The sequence below is a fragment of the Comamonas kerstersii genome (genome assembly GCF_008801935.1).
In the GTDB taxonomy this organism is placed as follows: Bacteria; Pseudomonadota; Gammaproteobacteria; order Burkholderiales; family Burkholderiaceae_C; genus Comamonas; species Comamonas kerstersii.
The window spans coordinates 228,255-248,934 of the sequence record NZ_VZOT01000005.1 but is presented as its reverse complement, the minus strand read 5'-3'; the positions used below and the strand labels follow the sequence as shown (position 1 = coordinate 248,934).

18 protein-coding genes are annotated in these 20,680 nt (G+C 62.1%); 11 read left to right on the top strand and 7 right to left on the bottom strand.

From position 1 onward, the window contains the following. The first annotated feature begins 55 nt into the window (after positions 1-55). Both recQ and F7P80_RS09940 read left to right on the top strand, forming a co-directional pair. On the top strand, positions 56-1,921 hold the full coding sequence (gene recQ, locus F7P80_RS09945) for a DNA helicase RecQ (protein WP_151044435.1): 1,866 nt from the start codon (positions 56-58) through the stop codon (positions 1,919-1,921). Between the two features lie 173 nt (positions 1,922-2,094). Continuing rightward, positions 2,095-3,294 carry a threonine ammonia-lyase gene (locus F7P80_RS09940; RefSeq protein ID WP_151044433.1) on the top strand — a complete coding sequence of 400 codons (1,200 nt, stop codon included), beginning with the start codon at positions 2,095-2,097 and terminating at the stop codon, positions 3,292-3,294. Positions 3,295-3,393: 99 nt separating this feature from the next. On the opposite strand, the gene scpC is transcribed toward F7P80_RS09940, so the two are convergent. From scpC to ubiM, 3 genes are all read right to left on the bottom strand, one after another. Further along, a complete protein-coding gene (gene scpC, locus F7P80_RS09935) occupies positions 3,394-4,908 on the bottom strand; it encodes a succinyl-CoA:acetate CoA-transferase ScpC (RefSeq protein WP_151044431.1) in 1,515 nt (504 codons plus the stop codon). A gap of 370 nt (positions 4,909-5,278) precedes the next feature. Then, a complete protein-coding gene (locus tag F7P80_RS09930; protein WP_054067925.1) occupies positions 5,279-6,574 on the bottom strand; it encodes a solute carrier family 23 protein in 1,296 nt (431 codons plus the stop codon). Positions 6,575-6,809: 235 nt separating this feature from the next. Further along, the gene (gene ubiM, locus F7P80_RS09925) at positions 6,810-8,096 is read right to left on the bottom strand and encodes a 5-demethoxyubiquinol-8 5-hydroxylase UbiM (RefSeq protein ID WP_151044429.1); all 1,287 of its coding nucleotides are present in this window, start codon (positions 8,094-8,096) and stop codon (positions 6,810-6,812) included. A 232-nt stretch (positions 8,097-8,328) separates the two neighbouring features. On the opposite strand from ubiM, the gene F7P80_RS09920 reads away from it, so the two are divergent. The 4 genes from F7P80_RS09920 (at position 8,329) to minE (ending at position 12,438) form a co-directional block, all read left to right on the top strand. Further along, a complete protein-coding gene (locus F7P80_RS09920) occupies positions 8,329-10,410 on the top strand; it encodes an acetoacetate--CoA ligase (protein WP_151044427.1) in 2,082 nt (693 codons plus the stop codon). A 128-nt stretch (positions 10,411-10,538) separates the two neighbouring features. Beyond that, the gene (minC, locus tag F7P80_RS09915; protein ID WP_054067922.1) at positions 10,539-11,297 is read left to right on the top strand and encodes a septum site-determining protein MinC; all 759 of its coding nucleotides are present in this window, start codon (positions 10,539-10,541) and stop codon (positions 11,295-11,297) included. A 58-nt stretch (positions 11,298-11,355) separates the two neighbouring features. Beyond that, positions 11,356-12,168, top strand: a complete 813-nt coding sequence (gene minD / locus F7P80_RS09910) for a septum site-determining protein MinD (protein WP_077345397.1) — start codon at positions 11,356-11,358, stop codon at positions 12,166-12,168. 6 nt (positions 12,169-12,174) lie between these two features. Next, positions 12,175-12,438 carry a cell division topological specificity factor MinE gene (minE, locus tag F7P80_RS09905; RefSeq protein ID WP_054067920.1) on the top strand — a complete coding sequence of 88 codons (264 nt, stop codon included), beginning with the start codon at positions 12,175-12,177 and terminating at the stop codon, positions 12,436-12,438. A gap of 87 nt (positions 12,439-12,525) precedes the next feature. On the opposite strand, the gene F7P80_RS09900 is transcribed toward minE, so the two are convergent. After that, the gene (locus F7P80_RS09900; protein WP_114070970.1) at positions 12,526-13,032 is read right to left on the bottom strand and encodes a flavin reductase family protein; all 507 of its coding nucleotides are present in this window, start codon (positions 13,030-13,032) and stop codon (positions 12,526-12,528) included. Between the two features lie 505 nt (positions 13,033-13,537). On the opposite strand from F7P80_RS09900, the gene F7P80_RS09895 reads away from it, so the two are divergent. Together F7P80_RS09895 and F7P80_RS09890 are read left to right on the top strand one after the other, a co-directional pair. Then, positions 13,538-13,834 carry a plastocyanin/azurin family copper-binding protein gene (locus F7P80_RS09895; protein WP_151044425.1) on the top strand — a complete coding sequence of 99 codons (297 nt, stop codon included), beginning with the start codon at positions 13,538-13,540 and terminating at the stop codon, positions 13,832-13,834. A 31-nt stretch (positions 13,835-13,865) separates the two neighbouring features. Then, positions 13,866-14,504, top strand: a complete 639-nt coding sequence (locus tag F7P80_RS09890) for an MBL fold metallo-hydrolase (protein WP_054067918.1) — start codon at positions 13,866-13,868, stop codon at positions 14,502-14,504. Positions 14,505-14,600: 96 nt separating this feature from the next. On the opposite strand, the gene F7P80_RS09885 is transcribed toward F7P80_RS09890, so the two are convergent. Further along, positions 14,601-15,509: a DMT family transporter gene (locus F7P80_RS09885; protein ID WP_151044423.1), complete on the bottom strand. Its 909-nt coding sequence runs from the start codon at positions 15,507-15,509 to the stop codon at positions 14,601-14,603. Positions 15,510-15,655: 146 nt separating this feature from the next. On the opposite strand from F7P80_RS09885, the gene F7P80_RS09880 reads away from it, so the two are divergent. From F7P80_RS09880 to F7P80_RS09870, 3 genes are all read left to right on the top strand, one after another. After that, positions 15,656-16,996 (top strand): AmpG family muropeptide MFS transporter, encoded by a 1,341-nt coding sequence (locus F7P80_RS09880; RefSeq protein WP_151044421.1) that lies wholly within the window; start codon positions 15,656-15,658, stop codon positions 16,994-16,996. A 154-nt stretch (positions 16,997-17,150) separates the two neighbouring features. Further along, positions 17,151-17,876: a response regulator gene (locus tag F7P80_RS09875; RefSeq protein WP_151044419.1), complete on the top strand. Its 726-nt coding sequence runs from the start codon at positions 17,151-17,153 to the stop codon at positions 17,874-17,876. An 8-nt stretch (positions 17,877-17,884) separates the two neighbouring features. After that, entirely contained in the window at positions 17,885-19,123 is a 1,239-nt protein-coding gene (locus F7P80_RS09870; protein WP_054067914.1) for an ATP-binding protein, read from the top strand. A 76-nt stretch (positions 19,124-19,199) separates the two neighbouring features. Here F7P80_RS09870 and F7P80_RS09865 read toward each other — a convergent pair whose 3' ends face one another. Next, positions 19,200-19,625 carry a universal stress protein gene (locus F7P80_RS09865; protein WP_151044417.1) on the bottom strand — a complete coding sequence of 142 codons (426 nt, stop codon included), beginning with the start codon at positions 19,623-19,625 and terminating at the stop codon, positions 19,200-19,202. A 210-nt stretch (positions 19,626-19,835) separates the two neighbouring features. Continuing rightward, complete coding sequence (locus tag F7P80_RS09860) at positions 19,836-20,672, bottom strand: metallophosphoesterase (RefSeq protein WP_151044415.1); 837 nt, start codon at positions 20,670-20,672, stop codon at positions 19,836-19,838. Positions 20,673-20,680 lie beyond the last annotated feature (8 nt).

Genomic DNA, 20,680 nt, shown 5'->3' with positions numbered 1-20,680 from the left:
GCAGGCTTGCAGCGCACAATATGCGGTTTTCCCGCACCTGATCAGGAAGCTGCCTTTGTCCCCCGCCCACACCGTTTTGCAAGATGTTTTTGGCTACGAGGCCTTCCGTGGGCCGCAGCAGGCCATCATTGAGCATGTCGCAGCCGGTGGCGACGCCCTGGTGCTCATGCCCACAGGCGGCGGCAAAAGCCTGTGCTACCAGATTCCCGCCATCGTGCGCCAGCAGCAGGGCTATGGCGTGACCATTGTGGTCTCGCCCCTGATTGCCCTCATGCACGACCAGGTCGGTGCGCTGCATGAAGCCGGGGTCAAGGCCGCCTTTCTGAACTCCTCCCTCGACTGGGCACAGGCGCAGGATGTGGAGTGGCAGATGCAAAGCGGCCAGCTCACGCTGCTGTATGTGGCGCCTGAACGCCTGGTCACGCCGCGTTTTCTGGGGCTGCTGGACGACCTGCATGCCAACGGCCAGCTGAGCCTGTTTGCGATTGACGAGGCGCACTGCGTCAGCCAGTGGGGCCATGACTTCCGCCCTGAATACCACGCGCTTTCCGTGCTGCACGAGCGCTATGTGGGCGTGCCGCGCATTGCCCTGACGGCAACGGCAGACAGCCTCACCCGCGCTGACATCGTGGAACGGCTGCATCTGGAGCAGGCCGAGCAGTTCATCAGCAGCTTTGACCGGCCCAACATCCGCTACACCATCGTCGAGAAAAAAGACGTCACCAACCAGCTGCTGCGCTTCATCAAGCACGAGCACGAGGGCGATGCAGGCGTGGTCTATTGCCTCTCGCGCCGCCGCGTGGAGGAGCTGGCCAAGACACTGCAGGACAACGGCATTCACGCCCTGCCCTACCACGCGGGCCTGCCCTCCGATGTGCGCCAGCTGCACCAGAACCGTTTTCTGCGCGAAGAAGGGGTGGTGATGGTGGCCACCATTGCCTTTGGCATGGGCATTGACAAGCCCGATGTGCGCTTTGTGGCCCATGTGGACATGCCGCGCAACATCGAAGGCTACTACCAGGAAACCGGCCGTGCGGGCCGTGACGGCCTGCCTGCACATGCCTGGATGGCCTATGGCATCTCGGACGTGGTCAACCAGCGCCGCATGATTGACGAAGGCAATGCGGACGAGCAGTTCAAGGCCGTGCTGCGCGGCAAGCTCGACGCACTACTCACACTGGCCGAGGCCACAGACTGCCGCCGCGTGCGCCTGCTGCAGTACTTTGGTGAGCATTCCGAGCCCTGTGGTAATTGCGACAACTGCCTGCACCCGCCCGCCATCTGGGACGGCACAGACGCTGCGCGCAAGCTGTTGTCCACCATCTACCGCGTGCATGAGATGAGCCAGCTGACCTTTGGTGCAGGCCACATCATGGACGTAATGCGCGGCAAGGTGACGGACAAAGTCACGCAATACCTGCATGACAAGGTGTCCACCTTCGGCATTGGCAAGGATTACTCCGAGCAGCAGCTGCGCGCCGTGATGCGCCAGCTCCTGGCCACAGGTGCGCTGGGCCTGCACAAGGTGACCAGCGAAAACAGCGGCCATGTGTTTGACACGCTCACGCTCACCCCCCAGTCACGCGCCGTGCTGCGCGGCGATGTGCAGGTGCTGCTGCGCGAATCGGCCGCTGCCAGCCGCACGCGCTCTGCCAAGCGCAGCACGCCCACCAGTGCGGCTGCCATCCACCTGGGGCCGGATGCACAGGCACGCTTTATCAACCTCAAGGCCTGGCGTGCCGAAGTCGCCAAGGCACATGATCTGCCAGCCTACGTCATCTTCAACGACGCCACCCTGGTCGGCATTGCCGAGCGCAATCCGCAGACCCTGGCCGATCTGCAGGGCATCAGCGGCATTGGTGCGAAAAAGCTCGAAGCCTATGGCGAAGAAGTGCTGCGCGTGGTGCGTCTGAGCGCCTGAGCAGCTGCGCCAGAACTGAAAAAATGTAGCAGCTAGCGCTTGCTACAAGCGACTTTCAATGTGTTTTCTGCTTAATAAGCAGCAAATACGAGCGCTAGCTGCTCACAAAATTGAAAGAAATTTTCAGCACCCGCACTGCACGGCCGCACGCATTGCTTCAGAATGTGCAGACCATGCTGAGCTATTCCGATATCCAAGCCGCCTCCCAGCGCCTGCGTGATCATGTGTTGCGCACGCCCTGCGTGGAGTCCCAGACCCTGTCGCACATCGTGGGGGCACAGGTGTTTCTGAAGTTTGAGAACCTGCAGTTCACCGCCTCGTTCAAGGAGCGCGGTGCCTGCAACCGCCTGCAGCTGCTGACCACCGAAGAAAAGGCACGCGGCGTGATCGCCATGAGCGCGGGCAACCATGCCCAGGGCGTGGCCTACCACGCACAGCGCATGGGCATACGCGCCGTGATCGTGATGCCGCGCTTCACCCCCGGTGTGAAGGTGGAGCGCACACGCGGCTTTGGTGCCGAAGTGGTGCTGCATGGCGACACGCTGGAAGCAGCACGCCAGCACGCCTACGCGCTGGCTGAAGCGCAGAACCTGACCTTTGTGCACCCCTTTGATGACGAAGGCGTGGCCGCTGGACAGGGCACGCTGGCCATGGAAATGCTGGCGGACCAGCACGATCTGGATGTGCTCATCATGGGCATTGGCGGAGGTGGCCTGATTGCTGGTGTAGCCACTGCGGCCAAGGCGCTCAAGCCCGAGATTCACGTCGTGGGCGTGCAGACCGAGCGCTTTCCCTCCATGGTCAATGCCATCGAAGGCAAAGACCTGCCGATAGGCACTTCCACCATTGCCGAAGGCATTGCCGTGGCCACGGCGGGCCAGATCACGCGCGAGATCGTGCGCGAGCATGTGGACGAGTTGCTGCTGGTGGACGAAGGCGATATCGAGCAGGCCGTGCTCATGCTGCTGGAAATTGAAAAGACGCTGGTCGAAGGTGCAGGTGCTGCCGGGCTGGCGGCGCTGATTCGCCACAAAAACAAGTTCCAGGGCAAGAAGGTGGGCATTGTGCTGTCTGGCGGCAATATCGACCCGCTGCTGCTGGCCGCCATCATCGAGCGTGGCATGGCGCGCTCGGGCCGCCTGGCTCGCATCCGCGTCAGTGCGCGCGATGTGCCCGGCGTGCTGGCACGGATCACGGCCCTGGTGGCAGAGGCTGGGGCGAACATCGAAGAGGTGCACCACCAGCGCGCCTTCACCATGCTGGCCGCGCAGAACGTAGAGATCGACTTTGTGCTGCAGACCCGCAACCTGCAGCACGTGGAGCAGGTACTGCAGGTGCTGCGCGACGCTGGCATGCATGCCGAGCGGGTGTAGTTGCGGATTTAGTGACAGACAGCCCGGCACCAGCACACCGTGCTGGTGCCGGGCGATAAAAAAACGGGGCGCTTGCAGCGCCCCGTTTTTTTGCGTTTTTTAGATACGCATATCGCCGGTTTCGACGAATCGCTGGTGCCAGCTCAGCGCTTCCGTCAGGATGTGCGGCGTGTGCTGTGCACCCTTGGCGCGTGCACGGTCAAAGTAGTCGTTCAACTGGTCACGGTAGTCGGGGTGCGCACACTTGTCGATGATGACGCGTGCACGCTGCTTGGGGCTCAGACCACGCAGGTCAGCCAGACCCTGCTCGGTGACGATGATCTGTGTGTCGTGCTCGGTGTGGTCCACGTGCGAGCACATGGGCACGATGCAGCTGATCTTGCCGTCCTTGGCCACGGAAGGGGTCACAAAGAAGGACAGATAGCCATTGCGCGCAAAGTCGCCCGAGCCACCAATACCGTTCATCATGCCCGTGCCCATGACGTGGGTGGAGTTGATGTTGCCGTAGATGTCGGCCTCGATCATCGAGTTCATGGCAATGATGCCCAGACGGCGCACCAGTTCAGGGTGGTTGGAGATTTCCTGTGGACGCAGGATGATGCGCTCGCGGTAGAAGTCGATGTTGTCTTCAAACTCCTTGAAAGCACCGCTGGACAGCGAGATCGAGGTGGCCGAAGCACGGGTCATCTTGCCTGCGCGGATCAGTTCCAGCATGCCGTCCTGCAGCACTTCGGTAAAGCCCAGCAGGTTCTCGAACGGGCCATGCAACAGGCCTGCCAGCACGGCGTTGGCCACATTGCCCACACCCGACTGGATAGGCAGCATGTCCTTGGGCAGACGGCCCGTCTTCATCTCATGCGCGAGGAAGTCGATGATGGACGCAGCAATCGTGTTGGAGTTCGCATCCGGCGCGGCAAATACGTTGTCGCGGTCGCCCTTGTGCGTTTCCACAATGGCGATCACCTTGGAGGGGTCGACCTTCAGGTACTGCTCGCCAATGCGCTGGTCGGCCGTGGTCATGTGGATGGGCGTACGGCGGGGCGGGATGGCCGTGCCGTAGTAGATGTCGTGCATACCTTCCATCTTGGCGGGGAACTTGGTGTTCACCTCCAGAATGACCTTGTCCGCAATCTCCAGCCAGGTCTTGTTGTTGCCTACGGCGGTAGAGGGAATCAAGAGGCCATCGGGCGTAATGCCCAGCACTTCCACCACAGCCACATCCATGTGGCCCAGAAAGCCAAACCAGGCGTGCTGGGCAACGTGCGACAGGTGCATGTCGATGAAGTCGATCTCACCGGCGTTGATGGCCTTGCGTGCGGTCGGGTCGGTGTTGAAAGGCAGACGCTGGCCCAGCGCATGGGCTTCGGCCATCACGCCATCACACTCGGCAGCAGTGGACGCGCCGGTCCACACATTGATCTTGTAGGGCTTGCCCTGTGCATGCTCGGCCTTGGCCCGTTCAGCAATCGCCTGTGGCAATGCCTTGGGATAGCCTGCACCCGTGAAGCCGCTCATGCCGACGTTGACGCCGTGCGGAATCATGGCTGCAGCCTGTTCGGCCGACATGATGAGGTGGTGAAATTGGGGGTAGCGGACGCGGTCTGCCAGGCTCATCGAGGTGTTCTCCAACTTTGCATAAACAAGCCGCCCCATCGGGCCGGCTTTATCGGGACGGCCAACATGCACAGGGGGCTTTCACGCTCCTCGCTTGCCTGTTCGTGCAGGCTGTTGTTGTACTGGCGACATCTTGGTCGGCTCCCTATCTCCGGGGGAGATGGTATCAGCGTTAACCCTTGACCTAAGCATAGTGCGTAGTTCTGCGTAGGTCTCTAACCCATTGTCATTACTGGATTCGCGGCAGAGTAGCTACTAACGTCGCAAAAACCAGGGTAAACACCTAGATTTGCTGCACCGCAGCAATCCCATAAAAAAACCGACCTGCTAAGCAGGCCGGTTTTACACAGTGGTATCGAGCAGCAACTGCTTAGCTGCGCTTGGCGCGGCTGAGCAGGGCATAAAGAATGATGGCACCAAAGGTCGAGGTACCAATGCCGCCCAGTGCGAAATCGCCGAACTTCAGCGTGAATTCGCCCGTGCCCAGAATCAAGGTGATGGCGGCCACGATCAGGTTCTTGGTGTCGGAGAAGTCCACCTTGTTATCCACCCAGATCTTGGCTCCCGCAATGGCGATCAGACCGAACACCACGATGGACACGCCGCCCATCACGGGCAGCGGAATCGCCTGAATCAGCGCACCAAACTTGGGGCTGAAGCCCAGCAGCACGGCCAGCAGCGCCGCAAACAGGAACACGGCGGTGGAGTAGATGCGCGTGGCGGCCATCACGCCGATGTTTTCGGCATAGGTAGTCACGCCGGTGCCGCCGGCCGCACCGGAGACCATGGTGGCTACACCGTCACCGATGAAGGCACGGCCCATGTACTTGTCCAGGTTCTTGCCAGTCATGGCGGTCACGGCCTTGATGTGGCCCAGGTTCTCGGCCACCAGAATGATGACCACGGGCACGATCAGCAGCATGGCATTGGCGTTGAACACAGGGGCGTGCAGCGTAGGCAGGCCAAACCATGCGGCATTGGCAACGCCGCTCAGGTCCATGGGCTTGCCCAGACCCATGCCATTGGTCAGCACGGCATAGATGATGGAAGCGACGATCAGGCCCATCAGAATCAGCAGGCGCTGCAGCATGCCGCTGGTAAATACGGCCACCAGCGCCACGGACACGAAGGTCACGGCCTGCATCCAGGCATCAAAGTTGTTGGCCGCCATGTTCTTGACGGGAATGGCTGCCAGGTTCAGACCAATCACGGCCACCACCGCACCCGTCACGACGGGAGGCATGAAGCGCTCAATCCAGCCCGTACCAATGGCCTGCACCAGGAAGCCAATCAGGGTGTAGACCAGACCGCAGGCAATGATGCCGCCCAGCGCCAGGCCGATGTTGGCATTGGCACCATGGGTGGCCACATAGCCGGTGGCCACGTTCACCACGCCGATGAAGGCAAAAGAAGAGCCCAGATAGCTGGGCACCTTGCCGCCGGTGATGAGGAAGAAAATCAGCGTGCCGATGCCGCTCATCAGCACGGCCAGATTGGGGTCAAAGCCCATGAGGATGGGAGCCAGCACCGTCGAGCCGAACATGGCGACCACGTGCTGAATGCCCATCAGCCCCGTCTGGCCCCAGGGCAGACGCTCGTCAGGCCCGATCACACCGCCGTTTTTCAGCGCTGCGGGGGACTTTGCAGTCCAGGAAAACATTCCCATTTTTTTGCTCCGTAAAAATTGCTGGCGCGATGTTAGAAGCTTTCGACCGGGCACGGCATGTCCTCGCCAGGCATACGTGCTTGCATGTCAGCTAAACACAAGCAGACAGCGTGCCAGCGAGATTTTTGCTTAACTATATTTTTAGGAGCAGCTTGCGCTTGACTTTGCTTGCATTCAAAGCCCTAAGCCTTGAAAAGCAAGCAAAGTTCAGCGCTGGGCACTCTGTTTTTTGAAGTCAGCGCATGTTGCGCGAAAAAAACGGCAGCGCAGGCAGCTGGCCGCGGATGACGGACCAGGGGCTACGGCCCGTGAGCTGCGCCACGATGGCCGCCTTGACGGGCGGCATGTTGCGCGACAGGCCGATCACCGCCTGACGCACCAGCCGTGGCACGGGGCGCGCATCGGTGAACAGCTTCACCACGGTGTTCGTGCCCTGGAAGATGGGCCAGGCATGACGATGGTGGCCCTGGGCATAGGGCTCCAGCACTTCGGCGCGGCCCCAGTCCTGACCAGCACCATAGGCCGACACGATGCAGGCCGTCAGGCGCTCCACACCCGAAAGCCCCAGGTTGAAGCCATGTGCCGTGACTGGGTGCATACCGATGGCGGCATCACCCAGCAGCGCAAAGCGCGTGCCGCTGAAGCGGTGGGCATAGGTGGCCACCAGGGGGTAGATGTGGCGCTCACCCACCAGCTTCATGTCCCCCAGGCGGCCCTGAAAATGGTTGTGCACATGGGCCGCAAAGTCTTCGGGCGAGAGCTGCATGAGCTGCTGCGCATCGGCCGAATCCGTGGTCACCACCGCAGAGCACAGCAGCGCGCCAGTTTCAGGATCAGGCTGCAGCGGCAGGATGGCCAGGGTGCGGTCATAGCCAAAGCATTCATGGGCCTTGCCTTCATGCGGCACGGTGTGGCTGAGGCGGCAGACGATGACGCTGCGGCCAAAGTCCGTCATCTGCGCCCCCACGCCCAGCATGCGGCGCACGCTGGAAAAACGGCTATCTGCCGCAATCACCAGCGGCGCTTTGAGCGGTGCACCATCCACGCGCACGCCGTTGTCGTCCTGGGTGTAGTGAACTTCAGCATGGGAAGGCGTGACCGTCACCTGGGTCACGCGTGCACCGGTGATGATGTGCACGCCTTCGGTGGTGCTGGCCACTTCCCAGGCCGTGCGGCGCAGGGCATGGTTGGGCACGATGCGGCCCAGATAGTCTGCGCCACTGCCGTCAGAGACGATGTCCAGCGTGGAACGCAGGCCTACGGGGCCGTCATGCACGATGGCATCACGGATGGTGCCAATCTCATGGTCTTGCAGCCTGCCCCAGGTGCCCAGACGCTGCAGGATCTGCACGCTGGGATGGGTCAGCGCGATCTCGCGCCCATCGGGTGCGGGCTGGGCCAGCTGGGATTCGCCTTGCAGTTCCAGCACCGTGGCTTGCAAGCCCGCCTGGGCCAACGAAATGGCAAGCGACAGGCCGGCAGGACCTGCGCCCACAATAAGGACATCGGTGTTCATGGACATGTGTGCAATCACTGTGAAAGTAGGGCCTATTGTGGCCTGATCTACGGGCCTCGCTGCCTGTGCGGTCCGTGCATTGTCGGCCGGTTTGGCTTGGCCGTGGCTTGCATTGCATCAATGGCATGTCCTTGACACACCCTTTGTGCCCGTCAGCGGGCACGCGCCAGAACTTGCCGCTTGTCAATCCGGGGCGCTGGCATGGTGCACCACGGCGCGGCTCGCTAGGCTGGGATGCATGTCTGCCCCCACCCTGCCCCATACCCGCCGCACGCCGCTGATGCGCCACTACCAGCAATGGCTGGCCCAGCACTACGACCTGCACTTTGACAGCTATGACGCGCTCTGGCGCTGGTCCACCACCGATCTGGAAGCCTTCTGGCAAAGCATCTGGCGCTATTTCGATATCCAGTCGCCCACCCCGCACAGCGCGGCGCTGGGCCGCAACTGCATGCCCGGGGCGCAGTGGTTTCCGGGTGCACAGGTCAATTACGCGCAGCAGGTGCTGCGCCATGTGGAAGCGGCCGATGCCGCAGGCATGCCTGCAGTGATTGCAGACAACGAGCTGGGCGAAATCACCACACTGAGCTGGCCCGAGCTGCGCCGCCAGGTTGCCGCCCTGGCCCTGCACCTGCAGGCACAGGGCATTCGCCCGGGCGACCGGGTCGCAGCCTATCTGCCCAATATTCCCCAGGCCATGGTGGCCATGCTGGCCGTGGTCAGCATTGGCGCGGTGTGGAGCGTGTGCTCGCCCGACATGGGTACGGCAGCAGTGCTGGACCGCTTTGAGCAGATTGCACCCAAGGCATTGATTGCCGTGGATGGCGTCTACTACGCCGGCAAGCCCATGGACCGCAGCAGCATCGTGCAGGAGCTGCGCGCCAGGCTGCCCAGCCTGCAGCACTGCATCGTCCTGTCTACACGCTGGGCGCAGGCTCCGGTGCAGGGCGCTGCGGACTGGAGCACCCTCATGCAGCGTGACGATGCGCAGCTGCACAGCTTCACCCCCCTGTGGCTGCCCTTCGACCACCCGCTGTGGATTGTGTATTCCAGCGGCACCACCGGCCTGCCCAAGCCCATCGTGCATGGCCACGGCGGCATCATGCTGGTGGCCCTGACCATGAAGGCCCTGCACAGCGATGTGGGCTGCAGCTATGCGCCCGAGAGCTGGGGGGAACGCTTTCACTGGTACAGCTCTACCGGCTGGGTGATGTGGAACTCGCAGCTCGCAGGTCTTTTGGGCGGCACGACCTGTGTGATCTATGACGGCAGCCCAGGCGGCAGCAAGGAGCAGCCCGACTGGGGTGTGCTCTGGCGCTTTGCAGCGCGCCACGCAGTCACCAGCTTCGGCGCTGGCGCAGCCTTCTATGCCAACTGCATGAAGGCCGGGATAGAGCTGTCGCAGTGCGGCGATCTTTCGCGCATCACCAGCCTGGGCAGCACGGGCTCCCCCCTGTCGCCCGATGTGCAGCACTGGGGCATGCAGCAGTTCGCAGCCCTGGGCACACCTGACATCTGGTGGAACAACATCTCGGGCGGCACAGATTTCTGCGGAGCCTTCATCGGCGGCAACCGCGAGCTGCCCCAGTACCCCGGCGAGATGCAGTGCCGCATGCTGGGCGCAGCGGTCGAGGCCTGGGACGAGCAAGGCCGTCCGGTGATCGACGCCGTGGGCGAGCTGGTCTGCACGCAGCCCATACCCTCCATGCCGCTGTACTTCTGGGGCGATGCGGAAGGCAAACGCTACCTGTCCAGCTATTTCGACATGTACCCGCCCGGCCACGGCAGACAGCCCGGCGGCAGCGATGGCCCGGCAGACATGGGCGGCGTCTGGCGCCATGGCGACTGGCTGCGTATCTCTGCACATGGCGGCTGCACCATCTATGGCCGCAGTGATGCCACCATCAACCGCCACGGCCTGCGCATGGGCACCAGCGAGATCTACCGCGCTGTCGAAGCCCTACCTGAGGTGCTGGACAGCATGGTGGTGGACCTGGAGTACCTGGGCCGCGAGAGCTTCATGCCCATGTTTGTGGTGCTGCGCGACGGCCTGCAGCTGGACGATGCCCTGCGCGAGCAGCTGGCAGACGCCATTCGCACTGCGCTCTCGCCACGCTTTGTGCCGGATGAGATCGTGCAGGTGCCGGAGATCCCACGCACCCTCACGGGCAAGAAGCAGGAGCTGCCCATCAAGAAGCTGCTGCTGGGGCAGCCACTGGAAAAAGTGGTCAACAAGGACACCATGGCCAACCCGGCCAGCCTGCAGTGGTTTGTGGCCTATGCACAGCGCCATGCGGCCCGTCACACTGTCGCGGTATAAGCCAGACGCAGCGTACACGCTACAAGCTTTTGCAATGTGCGGCACTGTCTGGCTGGTGCCTGCAGGCGCGCGGGGTACACTTAGCGCGTTTTGCGTTGCGCCCTCTCCATCTAACCGCAATCCTTACCATGGCCGTTGACTCGTTGGGCACCGCCCGCTCCAGCTTTGACCTCAAAAGCGCCCAGCTGCCCGTAATGGCCGTCGCGGTGCGAGACACCCAAGTAAACGTGATTGCCCAGGACCTGGCCCAGCGCCTGGCCAATGATCCGGATTTTTTCGACAATGATCCCGTACTGATTGACCTGCAGCATGTGCAGGACAGCACGGACGCCATCGACTTCCCCAAGCTCATCAAACTGCTGAAAAAGCACCGCACCGTGCCCGTGGCCGTGTGCAATGGCTCGGCCGAGCAGATGGCCGCTGCCCATGCAGCGGGCCTGATGCCAGCGCCCGACGCCCACCCCGTGCGCACCAAGGAAGTCGTGCGTGAGGTGGAAGTCATCCGGGAAGTGCCTGTGGAAGTGATTCGAGAGGTGCCTGCGCCTGCTGCCAACGCCATGATCATTGACAAGCCCCTGCGCTCGGGCCAGCAGATCTACGCCAAGGGCTGTGATCTGGTGGTCATGGCCGTGGTGAGTTATGGTGCAGAAGTCATTGCCGACGGCAATGTCCATGTGTATGCCCCGCTGCGCGGCCGCGCTGTAGCGGGTGCGCGTGGCAATGCCAATGCCCGCATCTTCAGCACCTGCATGGAACCCCAGTTGCTGTCCATCGCTGGCAACTACCGTGCACTGGAAACCGATCTGCCCAAGGACATTGCAGGCAAGCCTGCACAGGCCCGGCTGGACGGCGAGAAATTGATCATTGAGCCTTTGCGTTTAGCATGAGCAGCATTCACCATTGAACCCACCCTCACAAGATTCTTCTCTAAGGAACCCAGCAAACATGGCCAAAATCGTCGTAGTGACTTCCGGAAAAGGTGGCGTAGGTAAGACCACCACCAGTGCAAGCTTTGCATCCGGCCTCGCCCTGCGCGGCCACAAGACAGCAGTGATCGATTTCGACGTCGGCCTGCGTAATCTGGACCTGATCATGGGCTGCGAGCGCCGCGTGGTCTATGACCTGATCAACGTGATCCACGGAGAAGCCAATCTGAACCAGGCGCTGATCAAGGACAAGCAGTGCGACAACCTGTTTGTGCTGGCCGCGTCGCAGACACGCGACAAGGAAGCCCTCACGCAGGAAGGCGTGAAGAAGGTGCTGGACGATCTGGCCGACATGGGTTTTGAGTTCATCATCTGCGACTCGCCCGCGGGTATTGAAAGCGGTGCGCTGCTGGCCATGCACTATGCTGACGAAGCACTGGTGACGACCAACCCCGAAGTCTCGTCCGTGCGCGACTCGGACCGCATTCTGGGCATGCTCAGCTCCAAGACCGACAAGGCCACCAAGGGCGAAAGCGTCAAGGAACACCTGCTGATCACGCGCTACAACCCCAACCGCGTGGAGGACGGCCAGATGCTGTCCATCCAGGACATTGAAGACATTCTGCGCATCCCGCTGATCGGCGTGATTCCCGAATCTGAAACCGTGCTGCAGGCCTCCAACCAGGGCATTCCTGCGATCCACATAGAAGGCTCGGACGTCTCTGAGGCATACAAGGATGTGGTGTCCCGCTTCCTGGGCGAAGACAAGCCCATGCGCTTTACCGAGGCCAACAAGCCCGGTTTCTTCAAACGCATCTTTGGCGGGAGGTAAGCCACGATGTCCCTGATTTCCATGCTCCTGGGCGAAAAGAAAAAATCCGCTTCCGTAGCCAAAGAACGCCTGCAAATCATTCTGGCGCGCGAGCGCATCGGTGGCTCCAGCGCACAGCCAGACTATCTGCCTGCCCTGCAGCGCGAGCTGATGGCGGTGGTGTCCAAGTACGTGTCCATCAATCCCGATGACATCAAGGTGCAACTTGAGCGTCAGGACAATCTGGAAGTGCTGGAAGTCAAGATCGAGCTGCCCGAAACCACGCGCTAAATCCCGGTCTTCACACCATTTCGCACAAAAAAACCGCAGTCCCGTTGCCGGGCTGCGGTTTTGTTTTTTGTGCCACCTTCTGGCGCCTCAGCGCATGACACCACGGTGGTAGAGCAAGGGCTCAGGGTGTGCCGCATGGTGGCAGGCCAGTACCTCACCCACCAGAATCAGATGATCGCCCTCGGCGTACTGGCTGCGTGCACGGCACTCGAAGGTGGCCAGTGCATCGTCGAGCAGCGGCACGCCCTGCGCATTCGCATGCCAGGCCACACCGGCAAAGCGGTCCACACCCCGGCGCGCGAACTGCAAGGCCAGTTCCTGGTGGTGGCTGGCCAGCACATGGATGGCATAGTGGCTGGCCTGTGCAAAGGCCGGGAAGCAACCTGCGTGCTTGCCCAGACTCCACAGCACCAGCGCAGGGTCCAGCGACACCGAGTTGAAGGAGCTGACCGTCATGCCCACGGGCTGACCCTGTGCATCTACCGTCGTCACCACGGTCACGCCCGTGGCGAACTGACCCAGCGCATTGCGGAAATCGCGTTCAGTGAAAGCAGGCTGGCACTCAGCAGCTGCAGCAGAAGTAGAAATAGACACAACAGCGCAATTAGAAAAGAGGAGCAATCATGCAAATACGCCGGTCATGGCAGGCGGTGCCACACGGACGCGAATGCTGCAAATGTTGCGAATCCTAACTGCAATGCGGCATTCCCCGTGACCTGTGTGTACTTGGGCGCAGACATGCAGTGCGCGCACTGCCCAGCGACGACATGGCAAGGCAAAACAATTTCATAGCATTTAGTGCTTGACTGATGGTGTTTTCACAATAAAAACTATGGGAAAACAATATATATCAAGCGCTACAAGCTATTAAAGTGAAAGCATTTCCAGCCCACACCCCTCGTAGATGTTGAGAGGTGTCAAACGCCGGATGCGCAGGCCCTGCTTCAATGGCGGGCGCAATCGCACACCGTCTCTGGACAGGTGCTCATCGCAGAAACAAGAGGGCCTGCAGCCCCCTGCCACAAGGACAACATAAGGAAGCATGCATCCATGAAACCAACACTGCGAATCCTGAGCCTGCTGGCTGGCTGCCTGCGGCATGGCAATGCCTGCGCTGGCGTCTGACTGCGCCATCACCATCGCCAGCGATGACAAGATGCAGTTCGACATCAAGAACGTGGTGGTGCCCAAAACCTGCCGCCAGTACACCATGACGCTCACGCACGTGGGCAAGATGAGCAAGGCCACCATGGGCCACAACCTCGTGCTCAGCACCACGGCCGATGCCAATGCCGTGGCGGCAGACGCACGGCGTCTTCAGTTGCAAGCCTGGTGCATGCCCCGGCTGCACCAGGCTTTTTGCCGGAGCGGGACTTGGGTGACAATGTCCGCCTGATTTCTGACACCCCAGCCCTACACATCGCCCCATGCTCCAGTACAAGACCATTCCCGTTACAGCGTTTCAGCAAAACTGCTCGCTGGTCTGGTGTGACCAGACGCAGGAAGCTGCCGTGATCGACCCCGGTGGAGATCTGGAAGCCATCGAGTGGGAAATTGACCGCCTGGGCCTGCAGCTCAAGGCCATCTGGGTCACGCATGCCCACATCGACCATGCGGGCGGCGTGGCCGATCTGGCAGACAAGTACCAGCTCGACATCATCGGCCCGCACGAGGGCGACCAGTTCTGGATTGACGGCCTGGCCCAGCAGGGTGCCATGTTCGGCTTTCCGCCTTCGCGCAGCTTTGTGCCCACACGCTGGCTGCACGATGGCGACACGGTGCAGATCGGCAAGGAAACCCTGCAGGTACGCCACTGCCCCGGCCATACGCCCGGCCATGTGGTGTTCCATGCGCCCCAGATTGAGCGCTGCTTTGTCGGCGATGTGCTGTTTGCAGGCAGCATTGGCCGCACCGACTTTCCCCAGGGCAACCACCAGCAGCTGATTGACTCCATCGTCCAGCGCCTGTGGCCCATGGGCGATGCCACCGTCTTCATTCCCGGCCATGGCCCGGAAAGCAGCTTTGGCCGTGAACGCAAGACCAATCCTTATGTGGGCAACACCTGAGGCCTGAAAAGGCCTTTGCAGTCTGCGTCACGCCACCCGTGCGTCAGACTGCCTGCACGCGCTGTTGCAGTGCACAGCTGCAAAGCGTTTTTCAGCTCAGGCGGCAGCAGCTTTGCGGCTGTCCCGCATTTCGCCACGCACCACCAGCCACAGGCCCAGCAACACCATTCCCAGCCCCACAAAGGCCAGCCAGCCCGGTTGCTCTCCCACCACCACAATGGACAGCACAAAGGCCGTAATGGGCTCAAACTTGCTCAGCGCCACGCTGGTGGCCGCAGACACGGTGCGCAGCCCGGTGGAAAAGCACAGATAGGACAGCCCTGTCGCCACCACGCCCAGATAGACCACCACGGCCCAGCTGCGGGCGCTGGCATCCGGCACGCCGCCCAGCCAGGCCGCAATTGGCAGCGACAGCAGGGCCGCCGTCAGAAACACCCAGGCGTTCACACGCGTCACACCGCTCTTGAGCACCAGCGGCTGGCTGATAACGGCATAGGCCCCGTAGGCCAGACCGGCCAGCAGGCACAGCAGCAGCCCGGGCAGTGAGCCGCTCATGTCACCGCCCTTGCCCTGGGTCATCACAAAGCCGCCCACCACACCAATGGCCGTGCCGAGCCACCACACCGCGCCCGGCAGGCGGCGCTGAATCACGGCCTGCAGCAGCCCTGCCCAGACGGGGCTGGAGCCCAGCGCCACGGCAGTGCCAAGCCCAATGCCGGTGAGCTTGAGCCCGGCAAAAAATGCCATGTTGTAGGTCAGCATGCACAGCGCACACAGCAGCATGCGCGGCCAGTCCATGGGCGCAGGGCGATGGCTGCTGTCCGTGCGCAGCAGGCGGCCCAGCAGCACAAAAAACAGCCCGGCCATGACCAGGCGCAGCGCTCCCACCCACAGCGGCGACATGCCTGCGGGCGCAAAACTCTGGGCCGTGCCTGTGGTGCCCCACAGCATGGCAGCGATCAGCACCAGCACCACGCCGTGCGCGGAAGAAGACGATTGCGACATGGCGGCATGCTATGCCAAAACCGTGCCGCTTTCTGTCGCGCAGCATGCACAGCGGCCTGCAGGTAACAGTGCGCAATCAAACACCGCAGCAGACCTGCAATCGCAGTGCTGCTGGTCATAATGGCTAAGGCTTTTTGTTGTGCACCATGTCTGAAGAATCTTCCGCAGCCACCGCTGCTTCCTCCCCCTCACGCCGCTCCTGGGCCGCGACCCTCAAGGTCTATGCCGAACCGGCCAGCCTGCGCATGCTGGTCCTGGGTTTTTCGGCCGGGCTTCCGCTGTTGCTGGTGCTGGGCACGCTCTCGTTCTGGCTGCGCGAAGCAGGCATCAACCGCACCACCATTGGCTATCTGAGCTGGGTGGCCCTGGCCTATGCCTTCAAGTGGATGTGGTCGCCGCTGGTGGACCGCATGCCGCTGCCGCTGCTCACGCGCGCACTGGGGCGCAGGCGCAGCTGGCTGCTGCTGTCGCAGTTGATGATCATGGGCGGGCTGGTTGGCATGGCGCTGAGCGACCCGCTCACGACCCTGAACCCCATCATCTGGTGCGCACTGGCTGTGGCCTTTGGCTCGGCCACGCAGGACATTGCGCTGGATGCCTTTCGCATTGAGTCGGCCGACACCGACCACCAGGCAGCGCTGGCGGCTACTTACCAGACTGGCTACCGGCTCGCCATGATCTGGGCCGGAGCCGGAGCCCTGTGGCTGGCTGCGCGCGTACAGGGCCAGGTCGAGGGCTATATGCAGCAGGCCTGGCAGGTCGCCTATCTGGTCATGGCCGCCAGCATGCTGGTCGGCATGGTGACGGTGCTGTGCTCGCGGGAGCCCAACCCCGCCCCCCTGCCCCCTTCCAAAGGTCTGATGGACTGGCTGCGCGGTGCGCTGGTGGCACCGTTTGCCGACTTTATCCGCCGCTACCGCTGGCAGGCCGCGCTGGTGCTGTCGTTGATTGCCGTGTATCGCATCAGCGATGTGGTCATGGGCATCATGGCCAACCCCTTCTATGTGGACATGGGCTTCAGCAAGGACGAGGTGGCCGCCGTCACCAAAGTGTTCGGCGTGGTCATGACCTTGCTCGGAGCCTTTGTGGGCGGTGCCATGGCCATGCGCTGGGGCGTGATGCGCGTGCTCATGCTGGGCGCGGTGCTGTCTGCCGCCAGCAATCTGCTGTTTGCCTGGCTGTCCACACGTGGCCATGATCTGACGGGGCTGACGCTGGTGGTCAGTGCCGACAACCTGGCCGGCGGCATTGCCTCGGCCGCCTTTATTGCCTATCTGTCCAGCCTCACCAATGTGCAGTACTCGGCCACGCAGTACGCGCTGTTCAGCTCCATGATGATGCTGGCCCCCAAGTGGCTGGCAGGCTTTTCCGGCCAGTTTGTGGATGCCTACGGCTATGTGCACTTTTTTGTAGGCACAGCCTGCCTGGGGCTGCCGGTGCTGGTGCTGGTGGCACTGGCCTCACGGGTCAAACAGAAAAACTCCTGAAAAAAGAGCGGCCAGCGCTTATCCAGCAATGGATTGAAAAACAAATTGCTTTCAAACCAAGCAGCATCAAGCGCTAGCAGCTCTCTTTTTTGTGGTTTCTCGCGCTTTACGCCGACTTTACGCAACAGACAAACAGCTTCTCTACACTGCCCCTATGAGCACACACAGCCTGTTAATGATTGAAGACGATGTGCGTCTGGCCGACATGGTCAGCGACTATCTGGGCAAGAACGGCCTGAGCGTCACACACTGCGCAGACGCCAGCTCGGGCCTGGCCCATCTGCAGGGCAGCAGTGCATTGCCGGATCTGCTGATCCTGGACCTCATGCTGCCCGACATGGACGGTCTGGACGTATGCCGCCGCCTGCGTGCCATGCCCGGTCCTGCGGCCCAGGTGCCGGTGCTGATGCTCACCGCCAAGGGCGACCCCATGGACCGCGTGATTGGCCTGGAAATTGGCGCGGACGACTACCTGCCCAAGCCCTTTGAACCGCGTGAACTGCTGGCACGCATCCGCGCCATCTTGCGCCGCAGAGGTGATGCAACTGCCGCCGCCGTGCCGGAAGCGGCCAATGTGCTGCGCTTTGGCAGCCTGGAAATTGACCGCGATGCACGCACCGTGAGCGTGGGCGGCCAGCCTGCCGAGCTGACCAGCTACCAGTTTGACCTGCTGGTCGCACTGGCCGAGCGCGCGGGCCGTGTGCTCACACGTGACCAGATCATGGAAGCCGTGCGCGGCCGTGAGCTGGAGGCCTTTGACCGCTCCATCGACGTGCACATGGGCCGCATCCGCGCTGCGATTGAGGCCGACCCCAAATCGCCCAAGCGCATCCTCACCGTGCGCGGTGTGGGCTATGTGTTTGCCAAGCAGCAGGACTGAAGCACGCCATGTTCAACGCATTCTCACAGCGCCTGTATCTGCGCATCTGGCTGGCCGTCGTAGGCGGCGTCGCCGTGCTGACGCTGATCGTGGCCTGGGCCTGGCGTGAAGCCGAGGAATACCGCATCCGCGATCAGGCATCGCCCACGGCCATGGCGCGTGAGATGCGCATTACCGATGGCTACGGTCAGCTGCTGTTCCAGGGGCCTTTTGAGCGCATTCGCAACCACGACAACGAAGTGCCGCGCTTTGCCATTGCCACAGCAGACGGCAAGATTTTTTACCTGGAAATGTCGCCCCGCCAGGGCAACAACGGCCGCCCCGGTGGACACCGCCCGCCCCGCAATGACGTCTGGGCCTTCTGGATGCAGCCGCCGTTCGGCTTTCTGTGGCTGCTGGGGCTGGTGGGCGTGGCGGTAGCCATCGGCGTGTTCCCCATCATTCGCCGCCTGCTCAAGCGCCTGGAAAACCTGCAGCGGGGCGTCAAGCGCTTTGGCGATGGCGATCTGACCGTGCGTGTGCCCACCGAAGGCAAGGATGAAGTGGCCGATCTGGCCCGCCAGTTCAATGCCGCCGCCAGCCGCATTGAGGAGCTGGTGCAGTCGCACAAGTCGCTGCTGGCCAATGCCTCGCACGAGCTGCGCTCGCCACTGGCACGCATTCGCATGGGGCTGGAGCTGATGGGGGACGATCCTTCCGTGACCAAGGCCAAGGCCGAGATCCAGCGCAACATCAACGAGCTGGACCAGCTGGTCGATGAGATCCTGCTGGCCAGCCGGCTGGAGCAGCCCGATGTGGACGTGGGCAGCACCGAAGCGGTCGACCTGATAGGTCTGGCCGCCGAAGAATGTGCCCGCGTGGATGCCGACCTGGAAGTGCGCGCCACCGAGGGTGTGGAAGTCAAGGCCATTGCCAAGCTGGTGCGCCGTGCTGTGCGCAATCTGCTGGAAAACGCACGCCGCTACAGCACGGGCGACATCCAGCTCATCCTCTCGCGCGAAGGTGATATGGCCGTGGTCCGCGTCGAGGACTTTGGCCCCGGCGTGCCCGAAAACCAGCGTGAGCGCATCTTTGAAAAGTTCTACCGTCTGCCCGGTGCCAGCGAGCGCTCCGGCGGTGTGGGACTGGGCCTGTCCCTGGTGCGCAGCATTGCGCAGCGCCACGGCGGCAGCGCGGTCTGCGAGGGCCGTCTGGACGGCCAGCCAGGCGCCAGCTTTGTGCTGCGTCTGCCGCTGATGCACCGCTGAGTCAGACTGCTTCCACCAACACAAAGGGCTGCCGAATGGCAGCCCTTTGTGTTGGTGTGGCGAATGCCGTGCGCGATCAGCGAATCAGCATCACAGGCACGGAGCAGTTGGCCAGCACCTGGGTAGAGACCGAGCCCATCACCAGCTTGCCCAGCGCGCCGTGGCCGTGGGTGCCCATGATGATCAGGTCGTACTTTTCGTTTTCGGCAATCTTGGCGATGGTCTCGCCAGCAGGGCCCACTTCGCTGCGGCACACAGGCGTGATGCTGTGCTGCGCCAGAAACTTCTGCACAGGCTCGAGCACCTTGGCAGATTCCTCAGCGTAGTACTCCTCCACCATTTCCTTGCTCAGCGCAGCACGGGCGCGGGGAGGCAGGGCAGGCTGCACCGTCAGCGCGGTGTATTCATGACGTCCGGCCGTAATCAGCTCTTCATGCGCAGCCAGATAGGCCAGCATTTTTTTGGTGAAAAGACTGCCGTCAACAGCAAGCAAGATTTTCATGAGATATCTCCAAGTGAATAAGCGCTGCACACACCACACAGCAAACCACCTTGTGGCGCCCGAGACAAAGCGCAAAGCCCAGGCAGTACAACACATGCAGGGGCAGAGCAGCAAGGATCAGGAGGGTGTGCGCTGGTCTAAGGACAAGCGTAGTCGCTGGCGTCTGTTGTGTCTTGACTTATGTCATGTTTTTAAGCGGCCCGCGCCACATCATACGGTGAGGCTTGTCGCGGGCTGGAAATACCGCTGTTCTCCTTTGCGTTCATAGCCCAATGGATTGGCGACGACCCTGCAGCGCCATGCGCCGCGCTCGGCATCCTCCCCCTGCACCACATAGTCGCTGGGTGCATGCAGGTGGCCGTGCAGCCACAGGTCGGCGCGGGGCAACAGCTCGTCCAGCGCGCTGCAAAAGCCTGCCGTGCCCGGCACCATGCCATAGCGTGGATCGCTGCTGCGCAGGCTGGGTGCAAAGTGCGTGACCACCACCGTTTTTCCGTCAAAAGGCTGGGCCAGCGCCTGGCGCAGCCAGTTCTGACAGCCCAGTGCCTGCTCACGCATGGGGGCAGCCAGAAACGGCTCGCCATGGCGTGTGCCTCCCGTCTTTTGCAGGTAGAAGTTGGCCGCGCGAAAAGACTTTTCCCGCAGGCGCAGCAAGCGGCTCATGTCGCCAGCCTGCACCTGCTCGTCCAGCAGAGCAATGGCGTCATAGTCCGTCCACAGGGTGGTGCCCACAAAGCGCACGCCGTGCAGCACCACGGTTTCGCGCTCCAGCCAGATGATGCCCAGCTCCTCGCAGACCCGGCGCAGCCGCGCATGGGCCGCGTCCCAGTCCTGCATGTCGTACTCATGGTTGCCCGGCACAAAAATCACCGGGCAGGGCCAGTTGGCAAACCGCTCCAGCCCAAAGTACTCGCCCTGCAGCAGACTGCCCGGCTGATAGGAGCCAATGTCTCCGGCCAGCACCAGTACATCGGCATCGGGGGCGGCCTGCGGCACAAAGTTGGGATGCACTTCCAGATGAAGATCAGAGAGCAATTGAAGTTTCATAGTCCACA

Excerpts from the sequence above, each read along its gene's own strand:
- F7P80_RS09920 (WP_151044427.1), top strand. The coding sequence starts at position 8,329 with ATGTCTGCCCCCACCCTGCCCCATACCCGCCGCACGCCGCTGATGCGC.
- F7P80_RS09865 (WP_151044417.1), bottom strand. The coding sequence starts at position 19,625 with ATGAAAATCTTGCTTGCTGTTGACGGCAGTCTTTTCACCAAAAAAATG.
- minE (WP_054067920.1), top strand. The coding sequence starts at position 12,175 with ATGTCCCTGATTTCCATGCTCCTGGGCGAAAAGAAAAAATCCGCTTCC.
- F7P80_RS09895 (WP_151044425.1), top strand. The coding sequence starts at position 13,538 with ATGGCAATGCCTGCGCTGGCGTCTGACTGCGCCATCACCATCGCCAGC.
- F7P80_RS09880 (WP_151044421.1), top strand. The coding sequence starts at position 15,656 with ATGTCTGAAGAATCTTCCGCAGCCACCGCTGCTTCCTCCCCCTCACGC.
- ubiM (WP_151044429.1), bottom strand. The coding sequence starts at position 8,096 with ATGTCCATGAACACCGATGTCCTTATTGTGGGCGCAGGTCCTGCCGGC.
- F7P80_RS09930 (WP_054067925.1), bottom strand. The coding sequence starts at position 6,574 with ATGGGAATGTTTTCCTGGACTGCAAAGTCCCCCGCAGCGCTGAAAAAC.
- F7P80_RS09940 (WP_151044433.1), top strand. The coding sequence starts at position 2,095 with ATGCTGAGCTATTCCGATATCCAAGCCGCCTCCCAGCGCCTGCGTGAT.
- minC (WP_054067922.1), top strand. The coding sequence starts at position 10,539 with ATGGCCGTTGACTCGTTGGGCACCGCCCGCTCCAGCTTTGACCTCAAA.
- scpC (WP_151044431.1), bottom strand. The coding sequence starts at position 4,908 with ATGAGCCTGGCAGACCGCGTCCGCTACCCCCAATTTCACCACCTCATC.
- minD (WP_077345397.1), top strand. The coding sequence starts at position 11,356 with ATGGCCAAAATCGTCGTAGTGACTTCCGGAAAAGGTGGCGTAGGTAAG.
- F7P80_RS09860 (WP_151044415.1), bottom strand. The coding sequence starts at position 20,672 with ATGAAACTTCAATTGCTCTCTGATCTTCATCTGGAAGTGCATCCCAAC.
- F7P80_RS09875 (WP_151044419.1), top strand. The coding sequence starts at position 17,151 with ATGAGCACACACAGCCTGTTAATGATTGAAGACGATGTGCGTCTGGCC.
- F7P80_RS09885 (WP_151044423.1), bottom strand. The coding sequence starts at position 15,509 with ATGTCGCAATCGTCTTCTTCCGCGCACGGCGTGGTGCTGGTGCTGATC.
- F7P80_RS09870 (WP_054067914.1), top strand. The coding sequence starts at position 17,885 with ATGTTCAACGCATTCTCACAGCGCCTGTATCTGCGCATCTGGCTGGCC.
- F7P80_RS09890 (WP_054067918.1), top strand. The coding sequence starts at position 13,866 with ATGCTCCAGTACAAGACCATTCCCGTTACAGCGTTTCAGCAAAACTGC.